Raw genomic sequence first — 22,171 nt, 5'->3', positions numbered from 1 at the left:
AAAAATAATGAAGTAATAATGGATTAAGAAGAAGTTTATTCTTCTAATAATTTAAGTAGACGAACGGTCGATTTTTGGTTGTTTTTTGAATCCATTGAATTCATTACTTTTTGTTTCTCTTTTGCAGTTAAATGCCAACTTAACGAAATCACATCATTTGAATTGTCGAGTTCAAAATCAATAATGTCAATGGATTGATTTACGTCATCACTCAAGTATTGCATCATATCATCTAAACCATAATCTTGCATAACAAACAGGTTACTGTAAAGACTACCAATTGGTAAACTAATAGATTCAATAACCGATTGCAGAGGATTGTTATCAATAACATGTGCCTTTTGTTTATCTCTAAAAGTTAAAATGATAACACCACTGGTGTTTTTATCTATCCAATCTTTAAAAGTATGGATGTATTTATAAGTAGTTAACGAGCCATAATTATCACGTAAACCTGCATCTAATACATTTATTTGTGGATTTGAAGGTAAAGATACGCTAGGCATAATGTAAGGGAAAGTTGCACTCATTCTTATAATACTCGAAAATCGAGTTTCATCAGCACCCTGATTTTTAAATAAACGACTGTATTCAATATTTTCTGCAATGGGTTGGGTGTAAACATTATTTCTAGGTATGTTGTTGCTTAAAAATGAGATTGGTTGAGGCGAAATAAGTAATCGGCGAGCGTCATTGGTAATTGCTGGTGAGAAAATCATCATGGGTATTTGAGCCGATTCTTCGTAGCTTTTATAGTCTTTCATTGGTTTGTCAAAAACGTAATCTGTGTTTTGTAAAAGTTGACGTTCAAAAGCATAGGCCCTGTCTTTGATATAAGTTTGATTGTTGTAATGGAATTTTTTTGTACGAATAAAAAAATCGTTGGTAGCCATGTAAAATGCAATAGGGTTGAGTAAATCTTTCGCTACATTTTTGCGGTATTGTTCATCGTAAATATTGTTAATAAAGCCTTCTGATTGTTGTAAATACAGTTCTCTAAAATAAGCGGCCCCTATCATGCCTCCTGATGAGCCTGTAATTAAATGTGTTTGCTTGAATAAATTGCCTCCTGTTAAACTATCTAATTGTTGTAATGAGTAAAAAGTCCATAACGATGACCTAGAACCACCACCACTTGTATTAATAAAGACAAGTTTTGGTTTTCTTAAAGTATCGAAATTGTTTCTCCAATTGTTGAGTATAGATATTTGATGCTCTTTATCAGATTCTATGTTATTAAAACTAAATCGAAGAGAATCAATTACAGCATTAGAATACGCTGCTTTTTCGCCGCTATAATTAAGACCATAAGCTTTGTTGGAGTAGCTAAAAGTTTGATTTTTAGATAATAAATTGATGAGAATAAACAAAACAATAAAAGCAAATTGAGCCCAAGCTTTTAGCCAGGTATGAACTGCACTAAATAAAATTAATATAGTAGTAAATAACAATACAATACTTGCTGCAGCAGGTATCATAAATAACGGCTTTTCGTTTAAAAACCCCAAACCAATAAAGGTTACGAAAATGGCTATCTCAAATATGGTAGCATTAATGTTGTTTTGTTTAAAAATAGATCTCAACATGTTTAAATCGTAATGCGAAATATCACGCGCTTGTCGTATCGAAAACGGATTTTGAAGGTAGTACTCAACATGCCATTTTCTACGGTTTTTAAAAATGGTAAACCAATTTTTATCTTTTAATAAAAGGGAACTCACCGCTTTTGAATCATTTTCTTTTGGTTCGGCTATTCCTAATAGTTTAAATATATGTTGGTTAGTGGAGAAAAAGTAGGTTAACGAAAAAGTAACAAAAGCTGTATAACCAATTAAAAATCCAAAGAGGTAAGTTATAATATCTAAAGTGGAAACGTGTTCGTTTTCGGATAAAAATAAGGTAACTTTAATACAGTAAAAAATGATAAAAAGTAAGGGTAGGAGAGAGTTATTAATGCAATATTTTGTAAACGGGTATTTTAAAGCAGCAATAAATGGAAATTTGGAACTGTTTATCACATAACCAGTAATGTTAAAAGCCATAACAAATCCACCAATAGAGAACCCTAAAATTATATACGCCCAAATGCTTAGTTCGTTTAAATACTCTGGAGCTAAAAATAAATTTGAAATGCCATATTTAACAAACATACTTTGATTAACAACGCCAAAAAGAATAATCCACAAAATAAGAATAATGTGATTTCTCTTAAGGTTGGTAAGAAAAAGCTGTGTGGGTAAAAAATAAATTAACTTTCTAAGCATAACGTAATAAAACACTCATTGCTTTATAAAACCTGATTACGATAATAATTAGAAATAGTTATAAAAGGGCTTATTTTTTTATTTTCTCTAACAATTTTTCGATTCCTGAGATAAAGTTTTTAAGTACATCGAAATACAAGGTAACAATAAGAATAAGTGACATAATCCAAATTACACCAATATTAACCCAGAACGTATCGATATACGAACCAAAAATCTTTTTTTCTGGAGCATAAAAGTGTGCTCTAAATCCATCTGGACTTAAATAAACAGGGTCGGCTTTCTGAATCAATTGATTATCTAATTCAATAATCTTGTTCATTTCATTTTTATCCTTCACAAAATCGCTTAAAGCATCATTGGTGTAGGCATCTTTCATTTTAATAAAGAGTTCTTTAGATTCTTTATCGCTATTTAGTTTTGATGCTAGCTTGTCTTTTTTAGCATTAGCCTTTTTATACTTTTGCAAGTAATAATTGTTTAACTCTTGTAAGTAGTTTTTAGTGTTTAAAAAAACTGTTGCATTAACCTTATCTATGGTAAGTTGATCGAGGTTTTGAAATGCTACTTTAGAATTTCGGTCTAACTCTTTTGCAATTTCGTTTCTAAGTAATAACAGATTAGCTGAAATTTCTTCTTTTTTTGTTTCGTCTTTAATGTTGTTTTGTGCAGTGCTTAATTTCTCACGCAATTTAGCTAACCAAAAATTCTTTTTAAACTCTACTACTTTAAGTTCTTTGTCAAGTTTGTAAAATTGTTTTTCAAATTCATTGTCTTTAAACTGATGAACAGCTAAAGCTTCGTAAGCCCATCTTGAAGCCATTACCTCTCCAACAAATGGAACTTTATCTTGTAAGGTAATGGTTGGGTTTAGTTTATTAAACTTCACTATTACACCACTCAAGAGTAGCTGAGGAATTACTAAAAATGGTATTAAAATGTAAATGGTAACAGCCGAGCTAAAACTAGCCGAAATATTTAAACCAAGCATGTTTGCAAAACATGATGTTGTAAATAAAACCAACCAGTAAGATAAATTCATTCCTTGAATTCCTAAAATGGTATTGCCCACTATTACAAACGATAAGGTTTGAATGGCTGAAATGATGAACATGATGGAAATTTTTGAAGACAAATAACTTCCCTTACTTAAATTCAAGAATTTTTCTCTTTTTCTAATTTTTTGGTCACGAATAATTTCTTCAGCACTAACTGTTAAGCCAATAAATAAAGCTACAATTACCGACATAAAAATATAAGCCGGTACATTTTCATTTTCTCTAAAAATGTAGCCCAACTCGTTGTTTACGTCTGAATTAAAGTAACGAACCAAATATGCAAGTATAAAAGCTAAAATAGGGGCTTCTAAAAAGTTAATTAATAAGTATTGTTTATTGGTTAATTTCGATAAAACATCTCTGATGATAAAAACCTTGAACTGTTTAAACTTATTAGGAATACTAAATGTGATTTTTGGAGTTTCAGTTAGTCGTTTAAAAGTCGCAGCAGCCTTTTCAATTTTTTCAAGATAGAATTTGTACCATTCTGTTGGAAGTATTTTTCTATGTGTAGTAGTGTTTCCGTACTCATCAACAACTCTCGACTCGATAATGTTAAATATTTGTTCTGAATTTACATTACCACAACTTAAACATTCACTTTCACTACTGTTTACGTGGTGCACCAACTCTTTAAAATAAACAACCGCATCAACAGGATTACCGTTATAAATAGGATAACCACCAGTGTCTAAAATCAATAAATTATCAAACATTTTAAATATTTCGGACGATGGTTGGTGAATTACCACAAACACCAATTTACCTTTAAGCGCTAACTCTTTAAGTAAATCCATGATGTTTTCCGAATCTCTTGAAGATAGACCAGACGTTGGCTCATCAACAAACAGAACTGCTGGTTCTCTAATAAGTTCTAAAGCAATGTTTAATCGTTTACGTTGTCCACCAGAAATGGTTTTTTCCATTGGACTTCCGACTTTCAAATCTTTAGCTTCTAATAAACCTATGCTTTGTAAAACCTCTAATACTCGTTTAGAAATAAGCTCGTCGCTTAAATTATCGAAACATAACTTGGCATTGTAAAACAAGTTTTGAAAAACAGAAAGTTCTTCAATTAGTAAATCGTCTTGAGAAACATAACCAATAACACCTTCAATTTTTTCTGGCTCTTTATGAATATCAATTCCGTTAATGGTTATTTGTCCAGTAGTTGGAGCATAAGTACCATTTAATAAATTTAGTAATGTAGATTTTCCTGCACCGCTGGCACCCATAATCCCCACCATTCTTCCTGATTCTTCAGAAAAATTGAAATGGTGCATACCCATGTTGCCACCTTTAAATTTGTAAGTAAGGTTTTCAACATTAAATACAATTTTCTCGGCATTATCGTCTTTGAAGAAAGAACTGATAATGTCGCTATAATAAATTGGCTGAACTTTAGAACTTCTAATAGAAGAGCCTTGATTTAAAATGTGAGAACGACTTTTATTGATAAGAATACCGTTCAAATACAGCTCAGAATCACCAAAATACCGAACAAAGAACATGTTTACGGTTTCTATTTTTATGATGCGTAAAACACCTAAAATAGATTCAGAGTAAATATGTCGACCTAACTTTAAATGTGATTCTTTTTTGTTGTTTATCACCAATACATTTGGTGAATCAATAGGTTCATCAATACTATTATGAACAAAACTTAAACATAAATCGTATTCTTCTTTTGGAATGTTAAATGTTTCTGATACTGTGGTAACAAATTCAAGTTCTTGTTCAGATGCTTCTTTGTTAGCGTAGATAAACTCCAGTAAACGAATAAGTACAATGATTTTCTGTTTTTGAGCAAGTTCTTCGTTAATTTGAGTACAGATTAAAAGAACTTTAACAGAGTTTACAGAAGTACGTTTTCTTTTTTTCTCGCTATCTGATTTTTGTGTTTTAGCAGTTATAAATTCATCATATAAAGCAAGGTATTCATCAACCAATTGTTGATTAAGCTGTTGTTTAAGAAAAGATTCAACAATTACTCTACTATTATCTGAAATTTCATTGGCTTCAGATACAATAGAGAACAATTGCATTAAGGCTTTTAGTATTCTTTCACTCATTCTTTATATGTAAAATATTTCGTTGTTAAAATACAAAAAAAGGCATTATTTTTTTGAAACAATGCCTTTAAATAATTTCTAAATATTAATTATTGTTTAAAGCCTACTAATAACACGGCACAACCAGATGCAAGGCTGTTAGGGTCTAAGTTTGCTTCAATAATACAATCAATAGTGTTGGTTATTTTAAAATCCCAATAAGGAGCATTTGCATAATCTTTATTGGTAAACAACAAATTTCTTTCTTTATCAAAAACAGAGAAAATTAAATTGCCATCAGACATACCACTACAAGCTGCAAAACGATAAGTACTATTACCATAAAGCACCATATTAAATTCAGCAACTTCATCGTCAAGTAATAACGAACGATAATCTTGTCCATCAGAAATAAATCCTTTTTTAATGTGCTTATCACACATACTAGCGATAGTATCGCATTGAGCAAAAGATGATTTTACCGCAACAAAACCAATTAATAAGATAACTATTTTGATTAATCTAAAGTTTTTCATTTTTCTGTTTTATTATAATTTCCTAAATAATATTAATTGATTATTTCAGCTCTAATTTTGTTTACTTTCTCCGTAATCGCAGTTAATTGTTCTGGAGTAATGCTAACGTCTGTAGTACTATTTATTGTAGTTACTTTGTTTTTAGCATCAACTGTAGGTTTTACATAAGTGTATGTAATTTCTATTTTTGAGAATAATTCGTCTAATTCAATTAAGTTGTCAACTAAGCCTGTAAATTCTGATTTACTATAGTATGGAGTAAGCAATTTAATTAAATTGTTTACAGTAGTTTTTTGTTCTCCAATTCGTTTAATAATATCTTTGTTGCCAGTCATTTTAGCAGCATCAGTAGCAAAGTATAAACTTTCAATCCATCCACCAGCTAAAATTAAGCCTCCTATGTCGTTTTGCTGACTGTTTTTTAAATAACGGTCGCTTGATTTGTAGGCATCAGAAACTAATGATAAGATAGAATCTTGATTTCCAATGTTTTTTTCAAAACGTTGAACCAATTCCATATCAAAAGCACTACTAACACCTAAATCATCACCAATAGATTTAATAGCAGTTAAAAAAGAAATAGCATCTTGTGTTTGCTCGTACAATGTAACATATCCTAAATCAGCACCAAAAACACCTAAGTTTAATGCTTTTTTAAAATTTGTAGAATACTTTGTTACGTTAGAAGGAACATTTAACATTGCTTTGTTATAATTTGTTCCTGAATTTTTAATTAATGCAGCAGTTTGGATAGGAGAAGGAATACTAAATACCTTTCCATCAATTTCCATTAACTGCGATTGTTTTGGATCTGCATCTTGTTCTAGTGTTGCATCATCTTCTGTTGTAGTTGATTCACCACCACAACCATAAGCTATTAAAGCAATAGTTGATAATGCAATTAGTTGATTTCTGAAGTTAAAAATGTTCTTTGCCATTATAATTTTTTTAGAAACGAATTTTCATTAATGCAAATAAACAAAAAAATCTTCAATTCAAAAGAATAAAAATTTCGATAAATCTTAACTATTAAATGTTAATTGTTAAAAATATTGGTACGAATTAAAAAATAACGCAAAATGAAGAAGGAAATAACAGCAGAAATTAAAAACATAATGCTTTGGGTATATTCCAACAAAATTAATTTACCAGTAAAAAACAACAACGAATAAGTCAATGTTATTGAGCTAATCCAACAAACCAACAATTTAAACAAGTTTGAATTATCTGTTTTACCAGATTTAAAAGGTTTCCAGTTTCCATCTGGTTTAACCAGATTGTAAAAACTTAACAGAGTAGTGTGTTCCGAAGGTTTTGTTAAAAAAGTAGTTAATAACCACGCAACTGTGGTAAACAAAACGGTAAACATAAAAGGACCTCTATTTTCTGTAAATGAATTACCCAACAAATCAATTAAAAAATAATGTCCTATTATATAACCAATAAAAGGTGAAATAGTTGCTGCTATTTCGCTCCAAGCATTTATTCGCCACCAATACCACCGTAAAATTAAAACAAGACCTAAACCAGCTCCGCATTCCATAATAAATTCCCAAACGGCAGATATGGAATTGATTTGAGTAGTAACAAAGGCACCAGTTATCATTATTAAAATGGTAGAAAGTTTAGAAACTTTTACATAGTGTTTTTCTTCCTGTTCGGTTGATTCTTTGTTTGCCGACTTTTTGATAAACCTCTTGTATAAATCGTTTACTAAATAACTTGCTCCCCAGTTTAATTGCGTGGAAATGGTACTCATGTAAGCTGCTAAAAAAGCAACAAACAATAATCCTTTTAAACCAACTGGTAAAAAGTCCTTCATTGCCATTACAAATCCTAGCTTTTTATCGGTTAACTCAGGGTATAACACCAATGAGCACAAACCAACAATAATCCAAGGCCAAGGACGTAAACAGTAATGAGCAATTTGAAAAAATAAGGTAGCAAATACAGCATCTTTTTCATTTTTTGTGCTCATCATACGTTGAGCAATGTAACCACCACCGCCAGGTTCTGCGCCAGGATACCAACTTGCCCACCATTGTATGGCTGCAAATGAGAAAAAAGCTCCAATACTAATTGTTAAAGTGGATAAACTGGCACCTTCTTTTCCTCCAATTTGAGGTAAAAAGTTTAAAGTTCCTTCGGGTAATTTGGTTTTTAACGCCTCAATTCCTCCAATTTTATCTGAATTTACAACAATTACAGCTAGAATTATACATCCAATCATGGCAATTACAAATTGAATGGTATCGGTTATGGCAACACCCAATAAACCAGATAATGACGAATAAATCATGGCTATTATCATTACTCCAATGGTGTACCAAAATGCAATAGAAGGGTCAACATCAAAGAATACTTGAATAATGGAAACCATTGCTAGGTTAACCCAACCAATAATCAACACATTCATAAATAAACCAAGATAAACCGATTTAAAACCTCTTAAAATTGCCGCTGGTTTACCGCTATACCTTAATTCTATTAATTCTAATTCGGTTAAAACATTTGCTCGTCGCCAAAGGTTGGCAAAGAAAAAAGTAGTAAGCATTCCTCCAATTAAAAAGTTCCACCAAATCCAGTTTGATGAAATACCATTTTTTGCAACTAGCTCAGTAACAGCTAAAGGAGTATCGGCAGCAAAAGTGGTAGCTACCATTGACATACCTGCAATGTACCAAGGTAAATTTCTTCCGCCAAGGAAAAAATTGGCTAAACTGCTACTGGCTTTATTTTTAAATTTTAATCCAATGTAAAGCGATAAAATCAGGAATGAAGCAATGATAATCCAATCGATGGTTTCTAAAATCATACGTGTTTAATTTTAGTGAAAAGTACACACATTAACAACTGAATTAAGCAAATAAAAAATTGATTATTAACAACATTTAGTAAATAAACCTGTTGCAACATAAATTTAAAAACTAAATTTGAGGTTATGAGTTTTAGGATTGATTTACAACAAATACAACAGTACTCTAAATTAGAATTGATTGCCAAACAGGTGGTTGAGGGCTTTATTACGGGCTTACATAAAAGCCCTTTTCATGGATTTTCTGTTGAGTTTGCCGAACATCGTTTATACAATTCTGGAGAATCGACACGACATGTAGATTGGAAATTGTATGGGAGAACGGATAAATTGTTTTTAAAGCGGTATGAAGAAGAAACCAACCTTCGTTGTCAGTTGGTTATTGATTCTTCATCATCCATGTATTTTCCAGCAATTGATGTAAATAGTGATAAGTTTAACAAACTGAAATTTTCTATTTATGCTTCGGCAGCTATCATGAATTTGTTAAAAAAACAGCGTGATGCTGTAGGTTTGAGCATATTTAGTGATAAATTAGATGTACACACTCCTGCAAAATCAAGTACTGTTCATCATAAATATTTAACTCATGAGTTGGAGGGGTTAATTAATCAACCTAACTTAAACAGAAGCACCTTTGCCATTAAATCGTTGCATACTATTGCTGAAAGTGTACACAAACGTTCGTTAATTATTTTATTTAGCGATATGATGGAGAATGTAGGGAGTCACGATGAATTATTTTCTGCTTTACAACACTTAAAACACAACAAACATGAGGTTATTTTGTTTCATACGGTAGATAAAGAGAAGGAATTAGATTTTAATTTTGAAAACAGACCATATCAATTTATCGATTTGGAAAGTGGAGAAGAAATAAAGCTGCACCCCAATGAAGTAAAAGAAAATTATGTAAAACAAATTCAGGAGCAAACCAATAGTTTGAAAATAAAGTGCTTACAATATGGAATTGAATTTGTTGAAGTGGATATAAATAAAGGGTTTCATCAAATTTTGCTCACGTATTTGATAAAAAGAAAAAAAATGATGTAAATTTTTTTAAAAAATTTTTGGAAGTAAAAAAAACAAGTATATTTGCACTCCTTTTAAAGGAAACGGTTTGGTAGTTCAGTTGGTTAGAATACATGCCTGTCACGCATGGGGTCGCGGGTTCGAGTCCCGTCCAGACCGCAAAAGCTCTTCAGAAATGGAGAGCTTTTTTATTTTAAAGCTATTTTAGCATTATGAAAAATAATTTTTATAAAATTTTAGCGAAAATAAATAAGGCTATACTACCAAGCTTTACCAAGCAAAAATTGGATTTAAGCAAAGCCTCTAAATTACAATTAGCAATTTTTGGTTGGCGAATGTTTGTTACAATGAGAGCTTTAAATAAAGATTAACAAATTACTTTTGTTTGAATAAGCTTAAATCTTATCTTTAACCAACCAAAAAAAGAATTCATTGGCTGTATCAAAAAATATAAAATCTTCTAATGTTGATGTTCAAATACAGCAATTAATTAAACAGTCGTCAGAATTACTTTTAACCGATTTTAAACAAGCATTAAGCTTTGCTGAACAAGCTAGAGATTTATCTCACGCTAATTTTTATTCAAAACAACTTGCTGATAGTTTAAAACAACTTTCAGCTTGTTATGCTTATATTTCTGATCATGGAAATGTGATGGGAACGGCTTTAGAAGCAATGGATTTGTATAAAAGCTGTAATGATAAAGCAGGTGAAGCAGATTGTTTAAATATTTTAGGCGGAGTTTATAATTTTTTACAAGATTATAACAAACGTTTGGAGTGTAATTTAAAATGCTTAGCACTTCGTATTAAATTAGATGATAAAAATGCTCAAATAAGCACCTATAACAATATTGGTGATACTTATACGGTAATGGGCGATTACGAAAATGCGCTAAAATACTTTAACATTTGTTTAGAATTTGAGTTGCCAGATAGGTATAAAGCTATTGTTTATTACAATATTGGAGAGGTTAATTATTTCACCAAAAATTATACAGTTGCTCAAGAATACATTCAAAAAGGTTTAGATTTTGGATTATCTACCGATTATTGGCAAATAATTGTAGCTGCTTACCAAATGCAAGCCAACATTTTATTACTTGATAAAAATTATACTGCAGCTATTGAAGTGTTAAATAAAGCTTTAGATGTAACTGATATTAAAAAGTCGAAAGAAGATAAATATCCTTTATACGAGTTGCTTTCAGAAGCATATTCTGGTTTAAAAGAGTACCAAAAAGCTTATGAGTATTTAGATAAATATAACAAGCTTAAAAATGAAGTGTTGAGTTTTAATAATGCTCAGAAGCTTAAAAAAATAGAATTTGAACACCATTTTAAAAGCATTACAAACGAAACGGATGAAATAAAGAAAAAGAATAAACAAATTGTTTCGGCATTTAAACAAATTGAGATACAACGAAACGAAATTGAAAGTAAAAATACTGCTATAACTGATAGTATTCATTACGCTAAACGAATACAGTATGCAATTTTACCATCGGATAAAAAAGTAAAAGATTGTTTAAAGAACAGTTTTGTTTTTTACCAACCGAAAGATATTGTAAGTGGTGATTTTTATTGGGTAGAACGTGTTGGTGATTTGGTTGTTTTTTCTGTTATTGACTGTACAGGACATGGTGTACCTGGTGCTTTTGTGAGTTTGATAGCTTACAATATGATTAATAAGGTTGTGTTAGAAAATCAAGTTACTAATCCAGCAGAAATATTAAACAATATGGATGTGTTAATGCAAAGTTTGTTTGAACAATCTACTGAAAATATTCGTGATGGAGTAGATATGGGTATTTGTACCTTGAATACAAAAACAAACGAGTTGAATTTTGCAGGAGCTTTTCATTCATTATTTATTTGTAACAATAATGAGTTACAAGAAATAAAAGGAAACCGTGAATCGATTGGTTTTTCTATTTATGAGAAGAAAAAAGAATTTGAAAATCATCAGTTAAAATTGTCATCAGGTAGTACTGTTTATTTGTCGACTGATGGTTTAGCTGACCAATTTGGTGGAGTTAAAGGGAAGAAGTTGAAATGGAAAGGCTTAAAACAACAACTGTTAAACTGGCACCAACTACCAATTAATAAACAACAAAAAACAGTTAAACAATTTCTTGTTGATTGGAAAAATGACCTAGAACAGTTAGATGATATTTGTGTATTAGGAGTAAAGGTTTAGATTTTACTTGATTCCTTTAAATAAGTCCTGTATAAAACCACCAATAATTGGCACTTCTTTCTTCTCTTGGTTTATGGCTGATACAAGCCCTAATATCCAAAAAATGAATAAAGCGACTAATGATATTATGATAGCAGCATCAATTATCCATCCTAAAAAAGGAATAAAAGCAAAAACACTACCGGAAAGAATTAATACTAATACAGTTAAGACAATACCCAATGATTGTCTTAGATGAAAAACCCCAAGCTCAGATTTATTACGGTCATCATTATTCATAACCAATGCAATAATAAAACCCACAATGGTAATATAACTTAAAATTGCTACTGTTTTACCAGGGTCTTGTGTTTGGCTTGTTTCCATTTGATATTTTTTATTTAGACTAAATTATCAATTTATTATTGAATCAATGTATTGTATTATTTTTTCTTTGTCATTTGGATGAAACCAAGTATAATCGTTTGATTTATTAAACCATGAGAGTTGCTTCTTTGCATACCGGCGTGTATTGACTTTGATTTTTTCTACAGCTTCATCTAGAGTGATTTGATTGTCTAAATAAGTAAACAATTCGGTATAACCAACTGTTTTTAAAGCATTATGGTTTTTATAATCAGTCACTCGTTTTACTTCATCTAATAAACCATTTTTCATCATCAAATCAACACGTTGATTAATTCTGTCGTACAATTCTTCTTTATCACGATTCAGGGCAATTTTTACAATGTTAAAGGGTCGTTTTTTTGTTTTTCCAACTCTTAACGATGAGTATGAATGGTTACTTAAAGTACATACTTCAATGGCTCTATAAAGGCGTTTAACATTATTTAAATCGATGGTATTATAAAATTCAGGGTCGAGTTGTTTTAGCTTTTCTTGTAAAACTTCAATACCATATTTGTTGAATAATTCTTCTAGTTCGTTACGTAGTTGTTCATCTCCTTCAGGTATATCATCGTCAAAACCATTACAAACAGCATCAATATATAAACCAGATCCTCCTGTTAGAATTATAATAGGATTGGTTTTAAATAATTTTTCTAACAATGTTAACACATCGTTTTCGAAATTAGTGGCGTTGTATGTTTGTGTAATGGAATGGGAATCAACAAAATGATGCGTGACACCTTGCATTTCTTCCATTGTAGGTTTAGCCGTTCCAATGCTTAATTCTTTAAAGAACTGTCGAGAATCGGCATTGATAATTTCGGTGTTAAAGTGTTTGGCTATTTCAACACAAAGGGCGGTTTTTCCTACGGCAGTTGGACCAGTAATAACAACTAGAGTAAGTTGCATGGTTTAATAATAGTTTTCGTTGTCGTCGTACCCTTCGTTGTTTTCAAAATCATCAAAACCTTCAAACATATCGTCTTTAAACAGACTGTCTTCGGCATCAATTTCGTTTAATAATTCATCATTTAAATATGCATCGGCATACGCTGCATCATCGTTCATCTTTATTTCCAATTCTCCTTGAGAATAAACCACTCTGGGATAAAAATCTGCTTCTTCTTTTACTTTAATTTCGATAAGTTCAATAAAAAAATTATGAATATTTAAGAAGTCATAAGCGTACAACAAATGGTCGCCTAAGCAGTTGGAAATGGTATTGATATTAATTTCTGACATGACTAATATTTTGTCTATTTCACCATCTTCAGCACCAACATCAAATAAGGTAATTTCTTGACCCTTATTCCAGTTGTCGTCGCTAACATAGAATGATGCCATTTGAGAGCCGTCGAAACCAAATGAAGCAACAATCATTTCATGCAAATCTTCAAAATTTTGGGTGCTCTTAATTTCAATATCTCTAAATATTTCTTTTTCGCCTTCAGCTAATACTCGTAACTTGTAAATACTCATGTTGTAATAAGTTTTATTTAAAATTAGGATAAAAGTTTAAACTTTCAAATTTAAGGCTTTACCTTTTTCTAACATAAATTTAAAAGCTTCGTCATAATTGTTGGCAATTTCACCTTCTAGAATGGCTTCTCTAATGGCATCTTTAATTAAACCTACCTCTTTAGAAGGCTTAATGTTAAAGGTTTTCATAATTAATTCGCCAGTTATTGGGGGTTGCCAATTACGAAGTTGGTCTTTTTCCTCAACCTCTTTAAGTTTTTGTTTTACTAATTCAAAGTTTGCCATGTAACGCTTTACTTTTTCTTCATTTTTGGAAGTAATATCGGCATTACAAAGGGTTAACAAATCGTCAATATCTTCTCCTGCATCAAACAATAACCTACGCACAGCACTATCAGAAACAATATCGTTAACTAAAGCAATAGGGCGTAGGTGTAAACGAACCAATTTTTGAACATATTTCATTTTATGGTCGAGCGGTAATTTTAGGTTTTTAAATATTCTTGGAACCATTTGAGCACCTTTGTCCTCGTGACCATGAAAAGTCCAACCGTGGTCTTTTTCAAATCTTTTGGTGGCTGGTTTGGCAATATCATGTAAAATGGCAGCCCAACGCAACCATAAATCGTTGGTATTTGGGCAAATATTATCCAATACTTGTATGGTGTGATAAAAATTGTCTTTGTGTCCTTTGTTTCCAATAAATTCCACTCCATGTAAAAGGTTCATTTCGGGGAAAATTATTTCTAATAAACCTGTGTTAAATAAGTGTTTAAAACCAATGGAAGGGGTAGGAGACAAGATGATTTTATTTAACTCATCGGTAATACGTTCTTTAGAAACAATTCTAATGCGTTGTCGGTTTGTTCTTATGGCTTGTAAAGAATTGGACTCTATATCAAATCCTAATTGAGTGGCAAATCGAATTGCTCTCATCATTCTTAATGGGTCATCGGAATAAGTAATATCAGGGTTTAGGGGTGTTTTAATAATCTTATTTTCAATATCAATTAAACCGCCAAAAGGGTCAAGGATTTCTCCGTAAGTATCTTTTTTTAAGCTTATAGCAAGTGCATTTATAGTAAAATCTCTTCGGTTTTGGTCGTCTTCTAACGTTCCATTTTCAACTATAGGTTTTCTTGAACCTCTGTCGTAGCTTTCTTTTCTCGCACCAACAAATTCAATATCGTAATCTTGGTATTTTAGCATAGCAGTACCAAAGTTCTTAAACACATTAACTTTTGTATTGTTACCAATTATTTTGGCTACACGCTCGGCGAGTTCAATACCAGATCCAATTGCTACAACATCAATGTCTTTACATGGACGATTTAACACAATATCGCGAACAAAACCACCAATCACATAGGCATCAACTTGTTGTTGGCTGGCTGCTTCTGCAATAATGTTAAAAATGGGGTGCTGAATGTGTTTTTTCAAATCAAAAAATATTTTGGATTGCAAAGGTAATGGTTTTTGATTGGATACTGTTTTGTTGAAATTAATTGTAAGTAAATACTTAACATTAATAAGTATTTACACACTATTAAAAATCATTCAAATACCTATTGAATTGGGTTGTAATACCGTTGTATGTTGGTTTTGTGGGGTTTAACTTGGTTTATGTTTTGTTAAATCAAGTACTATGATAAAATTTTCTTTATATATGTTGAGTTTATGTTTAGTTATAAACGGTTATTCTCAATGCCAATCGGTAATTTATCTTTCTAATATAAATGTAAATAATGATGAAAATACTTGTGGAGCAGTAGTTAATTATGTTACACCTTTTATTTTAGATACTTGTTCAAACAATACTTTTTACGAAAATTTTGAATCTGGATTTTCGGGTTGGAATACTGGAGCTTATAATACTCTAAACAATTGGACTATTCAAGATTTATCGGGAGCTGAAACACCATTAGGAAGTAATATGTTTGGCGTACCTCATTCTGGTAATTATGCTTTTGGAGGTAAAGAATACAGTTATATTCAAAGCCCTGTATTTAGTACTGTAGGAGGAGGAGATTTTTCGTTCGATTTTTTTGTAAATAATGAGCCAGCAGTTCACGATCAAGAAACCGTAGAAATATCATTTGATGGAGGAATTACCTGGAATCAATTGGTATTAAGTCAGTTGCCAAATAATGAGTTTACGGTGCAATCAGCAAGTTTTCCAATTTCTGCTTCAGATGGTTCGGTAACAACTATGGTTAGATTTACCTACAATACGGTAGATGCTTGTTGTGGGGCTCAAGATGGGTTTTTTATAGATAATGTGCGGTTTGAAAAAAATAATACTAGTACTATTCAATTACTCTCTGGATTGGGTTCAGGTTCAATTTTTCCAATTGGAAATACAACCGAAGTATATCAAGTTTCTGATGGAGTTAACAATGATACCATTTCATTTTCAGTAACAGTAAATTCAACACATCATTCAACTCAAACGCTATCTATTTGTTTTGGTGAAAGCATTTCGGTTGGAACAAACATTTACACTACTACAGGTTTATATTATGATACATTATCAACATCGTTTGGATGTGATTCTGTTGTTACAACAAACCTTTTGGTTAAAAATAGTATAGATACTACATTGTTTATTGATGATAGATTAATAATGTCAAATGAAGTTAATGCGAGTTATCAATGGTTGAGTTGTACCATTACGAATACTCCAATAAATGGTGCAAATGATAGGGAATTTATTGCAAATGAGAATGGAAATTATGCTGTTGTTATTTCAAAAGAAGGGTGCGAAAAAATTTCGACAAGTGTAACTATTATGAGTGTTGGAATGGATGAATTAAAGAACAACAATGGAGTAATGGTTTATCCGAATCCATTTGTTGATAACATTAAATTAGTTTTTGATAAATTGGAAAACAATGCTTCAATTTCAATTTTTGATGTGTCAGGAAAAGAATTGTATCAAATGGATAAAATAAATGCACTAATTACTGAACTAGATTTAAGTAGCTTTTCATCAGGCATTTATTTTGTTAAAAGTTACAATGGAAAAGAGCAAAAACTAGTCAAATTAATTAAGCAATAACTTATTTAATAATTTTAGCTTTATCCTCAATTTCACCATCCGAATTAAATATAATCAGTTCGTAAATTCCATTTGTCCAATAACTAGTATTAATAGCTTTCTCTCTGCCTTCGTACACTTTTTGTCCGAGAGCAGAATAAATTTTAATTACACAATTATCACATAGAGCATACTCAATGTTTAATATATCTTTTACAGGATTTGGATAAACAGAAATATCTTTAATTCCTTTATTGTTTATTACTTGAATATCGCTATAGCTATATTCACCATTAAAATCGGTTTGTTTTAAACGATAATAAGATATTCCTTCTAAAGGATTTTGATCAACAGTAGAATAGCTCAGTGTGTAATTGCTATTTCCAGCACCTTTTACAGTAGTTAACTCTTCCCAAACAAAGGTGTTGCTACTTTTTTCTACTGTAAAGTAATCGTTATTAATTTCGGTTTCTGTTTGCCAATCCAACACAACCGTTTTATTCACAAGATTAGCATTAAATGATGTTAGTTCTATTGGTAAAGGATTTACGCCTGTTTTGGAACCAAATGTTACAGGGCTAAAATTTGTAAAAGTAACCGTTGAAATTACACTTCCAGCAGATGCCGAACCTGCAGCTAATCCACCCATATTCTCCCATTCGGTAGTTCCACCATCGTAATGGCTAACAACCAAATCACTTAAAGTAGTAATACCATGATCTGTACTATTCCAATATAATGTTACAGTTAGTGAAGAACTACCTGAAACTCTATCTAAGTCCCAATAATCTACAGAGCTCACATGATCTAATGATGGGTCAAGAGCTGTTCTATTGCTTGGCATTGCTCTATTGAATTTAGCTCTAAATTCATCGGTAACAACAGCAGGAGCTGAAATGCCAATTGGGTTATAGTAACCAGCATCACCTAAAGGAAATGTAAAAGCATCATTCCCTGTTTTTTGAGCCACACCATCAATATGAGAAGATACAGATGCACCTTTCCATTTTGAATTATCTTCAAAAACAATTTCATTTGTACCATTATAAATAATTCCATCAGTAAAGAAAACGGAATCTATTATGTGCATATTACCATTGTTAATTACCAATCCTTTTTTGTTATTAACCTTCATCTGATGAACATTTATTGGATTTGTAGAATTCCACCGAGAGGTGTCCACACAAGTTTTAAATTCTACTAAACCAATATTGGTATTAAAAACGCCAGCATTGTTTTTCCATTCGTCGTAAATACTCAAATGAGCACTACTGCTTAGGGTAAGACTAGCACCATTTGCAACGTCTAAATCGTATAAATAAGCTCTGTTTGGTATAGTTGGATAGTTTCCTAAACTACCCGGTATAACAGCTTTATAGCCAGAACGAGGTACACCTGCTGACCAGTTTGTTGGGTCGTACCAATTGGTATTAACTCCCAACCAAGTTGATGTAGTTGGTGTAAAGGATGGAATAAAATTTAATGGCGGATTATCGTTTACCACTATTTTATTAGAAGTAAAAATTGATGATGAGCAGTTTGCAAAACTTGCAGTTACCTCACAAGTAATTTGGTCGTTTTGCCTTAAGGTGTCATTGCTATAGGTTGCTGAATTGCTTCCCACATTAACGCCATTTAATTTCCATTGATAGGTAGGAGAGTTTCCAATGTTGTTTGCAACGGCAATAAAGTTACCGTGAGTAGCATTTCCAACTTTTGCACCATTAAATGTTCCTCCAACAGTATTGATGCTTGCATCAACATATAACGGAAATGAAGGAGCGATAGCACTAGTGTAAATAACATTGTTGTTTTTTATATATTTAACGGTGTTTCCTGAAATATCTATTCTTAAAGTATCGTTTGTTGCATAAGTTCCAAAGTTACCTCTATTACTACCATTTTCATAAATGTTTAAACTTCCACCAGCAATTAAATAAAAAGCATAATCTATATCAGTATAACTCATGTTTACATTTGTAGCATTTAAACCAATCATTCTACTCTTATTTGTTTCGGTTGCTACAAATTGAAAAAATCCGTTAGATTTTACACTATTAAACGAGAATGCCCCAGCGTCCCAGCCATTTGTTCCTCCAACTTTTGAAATATTGTTGTTGTTTTTAGTTACACCAGATATGGATTGCCATGAAACATCTTCAACCGCAAATTGACATCCATTTCTACCTGTAGCTTCTCGTGTAATATAAAAGGTAACAAAATTATCTAATGGTTCTGAATTGATTCTAATATTATTTGAACTTATTAGAGTGTCAGTACAACCCGAAGTTCCATTAATAGATAATACACAACTAATTAAATCACCATTAGTCAGAGTAGTATTTGTATATGTGGCACTATTTGAACCTACATTACCACCATTTAATTTCCATTGATAATTTACATTACTTGCTCCATCAACAAATGCAGTGAACTTTCCATACAAACCATTGTAAACAGTTATGTTTTTAAGTGTACTACCAACCGTGTTTAAACTCATATCAACATAAAGTGGAAGAGTTGGAGCAACAGTGCTGGTATAAATAACATTTCCATTTTGCAAATAAAGAACTTGATTGTTTACTATTGCTATTCTGAGTGTATCTCCTGTTGAATAAACACCCCAAGCACCTCTACTAGTACCATTTTCGTAAATGTGTAAAGCACCTCCTGCAACCAAATAAAAAGCATAATCAATATCTGTATAACTAACATTAACATTTACCGCATTTAAACCAATCATACGACTAGTATTAGTTTCATTGACTATGGATTGCATAAAACCTCCATTTGTAACCTTATTATAGGAAAATCCACCAACGTCCCAACTATTTGTTCCAGATGTTTTTGTAACATTGTTTGTACCACTTAATGTTAAACCAGAAAGGCTTTGCCACGCTACTTCTTCATTAGCAAAAAGACAAGAGTATTCAACTATTGAATCGTTTCGGATAGAAAATAATACGGAGTTAACCAAACTTTGCTCATTAATAATTATTTTGTTTGATAGGGCAGTAGTATCGGCAGTACAACCACTTGTATTTGTTAAAGTTAATAAACAGTAAATAGTATCGCCACTAACAGTAGATGTATTGGTATAAATAGGACTATCTGTTCCAACATTGGTTCCGTTTAATTTCCATTGATATTTTACGCTAGAAAATCCTGAAACAAAAGCTGAATAAATACCATAAGTGGTGTTGTTTACATATATTTTTTCTAATGTACTTCCAACGGTATTTAAACTCATATCTACATACAATGGCAATGTAGGAGCAACAGTACTGGTATAAACAATATTTCCGTTTTGTATGTAACGCACTTGATTTCCAACAACTGCTATACGAAGTGTATCTCCTGTAGAATAAGCTCCCCAAGCACCTCTGCTTGTACCGTTTTCGTAAATGTTTAAAGAACCACCAGCTACTAAATAAAATGCATAGTCAATATCAGTATAACTAACATTGGTATTTACCGCATTTAAACCAATCATTCTACTTTTATTGGTCTCATTAACTATAGTTTGCATAAAACCACCATCTTCTACTTTGTTGTAAGAAAAACCACCAACATCCCAACTATTTGATCCAGTTGTTTTAGTTACATTATTCGTTCCATTTAAAGTTAAACCAGAAATACTTTGCCAAGCTACTTCTTCAAAAGCATATTTACAAGAAGGAGTTATAATGGAATCATTTCTCACTGAAAAAATCAAATTCTTTTTTGGTGTTTGATCTTGAACTGTTATAGCGTTAGATGTAAAGGAAGTATCCGTTCCACATTGGGTTGAGCCATTAATATAAAACTCGCAAGTAACAACATCATTTGTTGTTAATGTAGTATTAGTGTAACTGGGGCTATTACTACCTACATTGCCACCATTTAATTTCCATTGATAATTAACATTTGCCAAACCTACAGTTGAGGCAACAAATCTTCCATAAGCTGGGTTAGCAACAGATATATTTTGAAGTGTTGAACCAACGGTATTTAAACTCATATCTACATATAATGGTAGGGTAGGAGTAACTGTACTAGTATAAACAATGCTTCCGTTTTGTATGTATCGAACCTGATTTCCAACTACTGCTATACGAAGTGTATCTCCTGTAGAATAAGCTCCCCAAGCACCTCTGCTCGTACCATTTTCATAAATGTTTAAACTACCTCCGGCAACCAAGTAAAAAGCATAGTCAATATCAGTATAGCTTACATTTGCATTTGTGGCATTTAAACCAATCATACGACTAGTATTGGTTTCATTAACTATAGTTTGTAAATATCCACCATTTTCAACTTTATTAAAAGAGAAAGCACCCACATCCCAGCTATTTGAACTACTTGCTTTACTTACATTATTGGAGCCATTAACGTAAGTACAAGAAATGCTTTCCCATCGAATTTTTTCTTCAAAAAATTTACAACTACCGTTAAGAATAGAGTCGTTTCGAATAAAATAGTTAATGTCTCTAGTTATAGGTAAAGATTTGATTTTTAGTTGATTTGACACAACACTACTACCAGAACAACCTCCTAAGCTAGGTGTAAGGATACATTCTAATAAATCACCGTCACTTAAATTGTTACTATAAGTCGTCAATCCTGTTCCTACATTACCACCATTTAATTTCCATTGATAGGTAGGAGATGCTCCTGGGTTGGATTCAAAAACTGTAAATAAGGTTTCTGTACCATTTCCAACAACAACTTTTTGAAGTGTTCCATTTACCGTATTAATTGAAATATCTACAAACATTGGTAAAGTTGGTGTTGTAGTACTGGTGTAAATGATGTTATTGTTTTGAATATAAAATACTTTATTGTTCATTACAGCAATACGTAAAGTATCTCCTGTTTGATAAGAACCCCAAGTACCTCTATTGGTACCATTTTCATAAATAGTTAAACCTCCACCACTTTGTAAATAAAAAGCATATTCTAAATCGGTATAACTGGCATTTGAGTTAACAGTATTTAAGCCAATCATTCTGTTGGTATTGGTTTCCACAATAATAGTTTGCATAAAACCATTGTTATAAACCTTATTTACAGATATGGCATCTGCATCCCAACTATTTACTCCGCCTACTTTAATAATGTCGTTTTGTGCAGCAACCGTACCAGTTAAATTTTTCCATACAACATTCTCTAATGCAAATTTGCAAGTTTTTAGATTTGTGGTATCACCTGTTAAGGTAAAATAACACTGAGCGGTTATATTATTAAAGCTGTAACTGCTTAATAATAGGAATAAACCAATAATTTTAAGCTTGGGAAAATAAAGAAGAGATTTCATATTTAATCTAAATA

At 31.6% G+C, this 22,171-nt stretch carries 14 protein-coding genes and 1 tRNA gene; 5 read left to right on the top strand and 10 right to left on the bottom strand.

Annotation, left to right across the window (positions count from 1 at the left end):
* Positions 1–35: 35 nt before the first annotated feature.
* From H6589_05930 to H6589_05910, 5 genes are all read right to left on the bottom strand, one after another.
* On the bottom strand, positions 36–2,150 hold the full coding sequence (locus H6589_05930; protein ID MCB9174128.1) for a patatin-like phospholipase family protein: 2,115 nt from the start codon (positions 2,148–2,150) through the stop codon (positions 36–38).
* A 184-nt stretch (positions 2,151–2,334) separates the two neighbouring features.
* Entirely contained in the window at positions 2,335–5,394 is a 3,060-nt protein-coding gene (locus tag H6589_05925; protein MCB9174127.1) for an ATP-binding cassette domain-containing protein, read from the bottom strand.
* Positions 5,395–5,483: 89 nt separating this feature from the next.
* The gene (locus H6589_05920; GenBank protein ID MCB9174126.1) at positions 5,484–5,909 is read right to left on the bottom strand and encodes a hypothetical protein; all 426 of its coding nucleotides are present in this window, start codon (positions 5,907–5,909) and stop codon (positions 5,484–5,486) included.
* 32 nt (positions 5,910–5,941) lie between these two features.
* Entirely contained in the window at positions 5,942–6,847 is a 906-nt protein-coding gene (locus H6589_05915) for a hypothetical protein (protein MCB9174125.1), read from the bottom strand.
* Positions 6,848–6,945: 98 nt separating this feature from the next.
* A complete protein-coding gene (locus tag H6589_05910; GenBank protein ID MCB9174124.1) occupies positions 6,946–8,724 on the bottom strand; it encodes a Na+:solute symporter in 1,779 nt (592 codons plus the stop codon).
* 126 nt (positions 8,725–8,850) lie between these two features.
* Between H6589_05910 and H6589_05905 the strand changes: the two genes are divergently transcribed.
* The 4 genes from H6589_05905 to H6589_05890 all read left to right on the top strand — a co-directional run bounded on the left by H6589_05905 (position 8,851) and on the right by H6589_05890 (position 11,955).
* Entirely contained in the window at positions 8,851–9,777 is a 927-nt protein-coding gene (locus tag H6589_05905; GenBank protein MCB9174123.1) for a DUF58 domain-containing protein, read from the top strand.
* Between the two features lie 64 nt (positions 9,778–9,841).
* A tRNA-Asp gene (locus H6589_05900) sits at positions 9,842–9,915 on the top strand.
* A 53-nt stretch (positions 9,916–9,968) separates the two neighbouring features.
* A complete protein-coding gene (locus H6589_05895) occupies positions 9,969–10,127 on the top strand; it encodes an SsrA-binding protein (GenBank protein MCB9174122.1) in 159 nt (52 codons plus the stop codon).
* Between the two features lie 61 nt (positions 10,128–10,188).
* Positions 10,189–11,955, top strand: coding sequence for a tetratricopeptide repeat protein (locus tag H6589_05890; GenBank protein ID MCB9174121.1), 1,767 nt, complete (start codon positions 10,189–10,191; stop codon positions 11,953–11,955).
* Between the two features lie 3 nt (positions 11,956–11,958).
* Here H6589_05890 and H6589_05885 read toward each other — a convergent pair whose 3' ends face one another.
* From H6589_05885 to H6589_05870, 4 genes are read right to left on the bottom strand one after another with little or no spacing between them, the layout of a single operon-like run.
* Entirely contained in the window at positions 11,959–12,321 is a 363-nt protein-coding gene (locus tag H6589_05885; protein ID MCB9174120.1) for a hypothetical protein, read from the bottom strand.
* Positions 12,322–12,348: 27 nt separating this feature from the next.
* Positions 12,349–13,254 (bottom strand): tRNA (adenosine(37)-N6)-dimethylallyltransferase MiaA, encoded by a 906-nt coding sequence (miaA, locus tag H6589_05880; protein ID MCB9174119.1) that lies wholly within the window; start codon positions 13,252–13,254, stop codon positions 12,349–12,351.
* Positions 13,255–13,257: 3 nt separating this feature from the next.
* Positions 13,258–13,824 (bottom strand): hypothetical protein, encoded by a 567-nt coding sequence (locus H6589_05875; protein ID MCB9174118.1) that lies wholly within the window; start codon positions 13,822–13,824, stop codon positions 13,258–13,260.
* A gap of 36 nt (positions 13,825–13,860) precedes the next feature.
* A complete protein-coding gene (locus H6589_05870; protein ID MCB9174117.1) occupies positions 13,861–15,264 on the bottom strand; it encodes an HD domain-containing protein in 1,404 nt (467 codons plus the stop codon).
* A 205-nt stretch (positions 15,265–15,469) separates the two neighbouring features.
* Between H6589_05870 and H6589_05865 the strand changes: the two genes are divergently transcribed.
* Complete coding sequence (locus H6589_05865; GenBank protein MCB9174116.1) at positions 15,470–16,882, top strand: T9SS type A sorting domain-containing protein; 1,413 nt, start codon at positions 15,470–15,472, stop codon at positions 16,880–16,882.
* Position 16,883: 1 nt separating this feature from the next.
* Here the strand turns inward: H6589_05865 and H6589_05860 are convergent, their stop codons facing one another.
* The gene (locus H6589_05860; protein ID MCB9174115.1) at positions 16,884–22,157 is read right to left on the bottom strand and encodes a T9SS type A sorting domain-containing protein; all 5,274 of its coding nucleotides are present in this window, start codon (positions 22,155–22,157) and stop codon (positions 16,884–16,886) included.
* Positions 22,158–22,171: the final 14 nt, after the last annotated feature.

It is taken from the genome of Flavobacteriales bacterium, assembly GCA_020635795.1.
Taxonomy (GTDB): Bacteria; Bacteroidota; Bacteroidia; order Flavobacteriales_E; family Vicingaceae; genus Vicingus.
Note: the sequence above shows the minus strand (reverse complement) of the source record. Positions and strands in the feature narration are given on the sequence as shown.

Coding starts and splice junctions, on each gene's coding strand:
- H6589_05930 (MCB9174128.1), bottom strand. CDS start 2,150: ATGTTTGTTAAATATGGCATTTCAAATTTATTTTTAGCTCCAGAGTAT.
- H6589_05925 (MCB9174127.1), bottom strand. CDS start 5,394: ATGAGTGAAAGAATACTAAAAGCCTTAATGCAATTGTTCTCTATTGTA.
- H6589_05920 (MCB9174126.1), bottom strand. CDS start 5,909: ATGAAAAACTTTAGATTAATCAAAATAGTTATCTTATTAATTGGTTTT.
- H6589_05915 (MCB9174125.1), bottom strand. CDS start 6,847: ATGGCAAAGAACATTTTTAACTTCAGAAATCAACTAATTGCATTATCA.
- H6589_05910 (MCB9174124.1), bottom strand. CDS start 8,724: ATGATTTTAGAAACCATCGATTGGATTATCATTGCTTCATTCCTGATT.
- H6589_05905 (MCB9174123.1), top strand. CDS start 8,851: ATGAGTTTTAGGATTGATTTACAACAAATACAACAGTACTCTAAATTA.
- H6589_05895 (MCB9174122.1), top strand. CDS start 9,969: ATGAAAAATAATTTTTATAAAATTTTAGCGAAAATAAATAAGGCTATA.
- H6589_05885 (MCB9174120.1), bottom strand. CDS start 12,321: ATGGAAACAAGCCAAACACAAGACCCTGGTAAAACAGTAGCAATTTTA.
- miaA (MCB9174119.1), bottom strand. CDS start 13,254: ATGCAACTTACTCTAGTTGTTATTACTGGTCCAACTGCCGTAGGAAAA.
- H6589_05875 (MCB9174118.1), bottom strand. CDS start 13,824: ATGAGTATTTACAAGTTACGAGTATTAGCTGAAGGCGAAAAAGAAATA.
- H6589_05865 (MCB9174116.1), top strand. CDS start 15,470: ATGATAAAATTTTCTTTATATATGTTGAGTTTATGTTTAGTTATAAAC.
- H6589_05860 (MCB9174115.1), bottom strand. CDS start 22,157: ATGAAATCTCTTCTTTATTTTCCCAAGCTTAAAATTATTGGTTTATTC.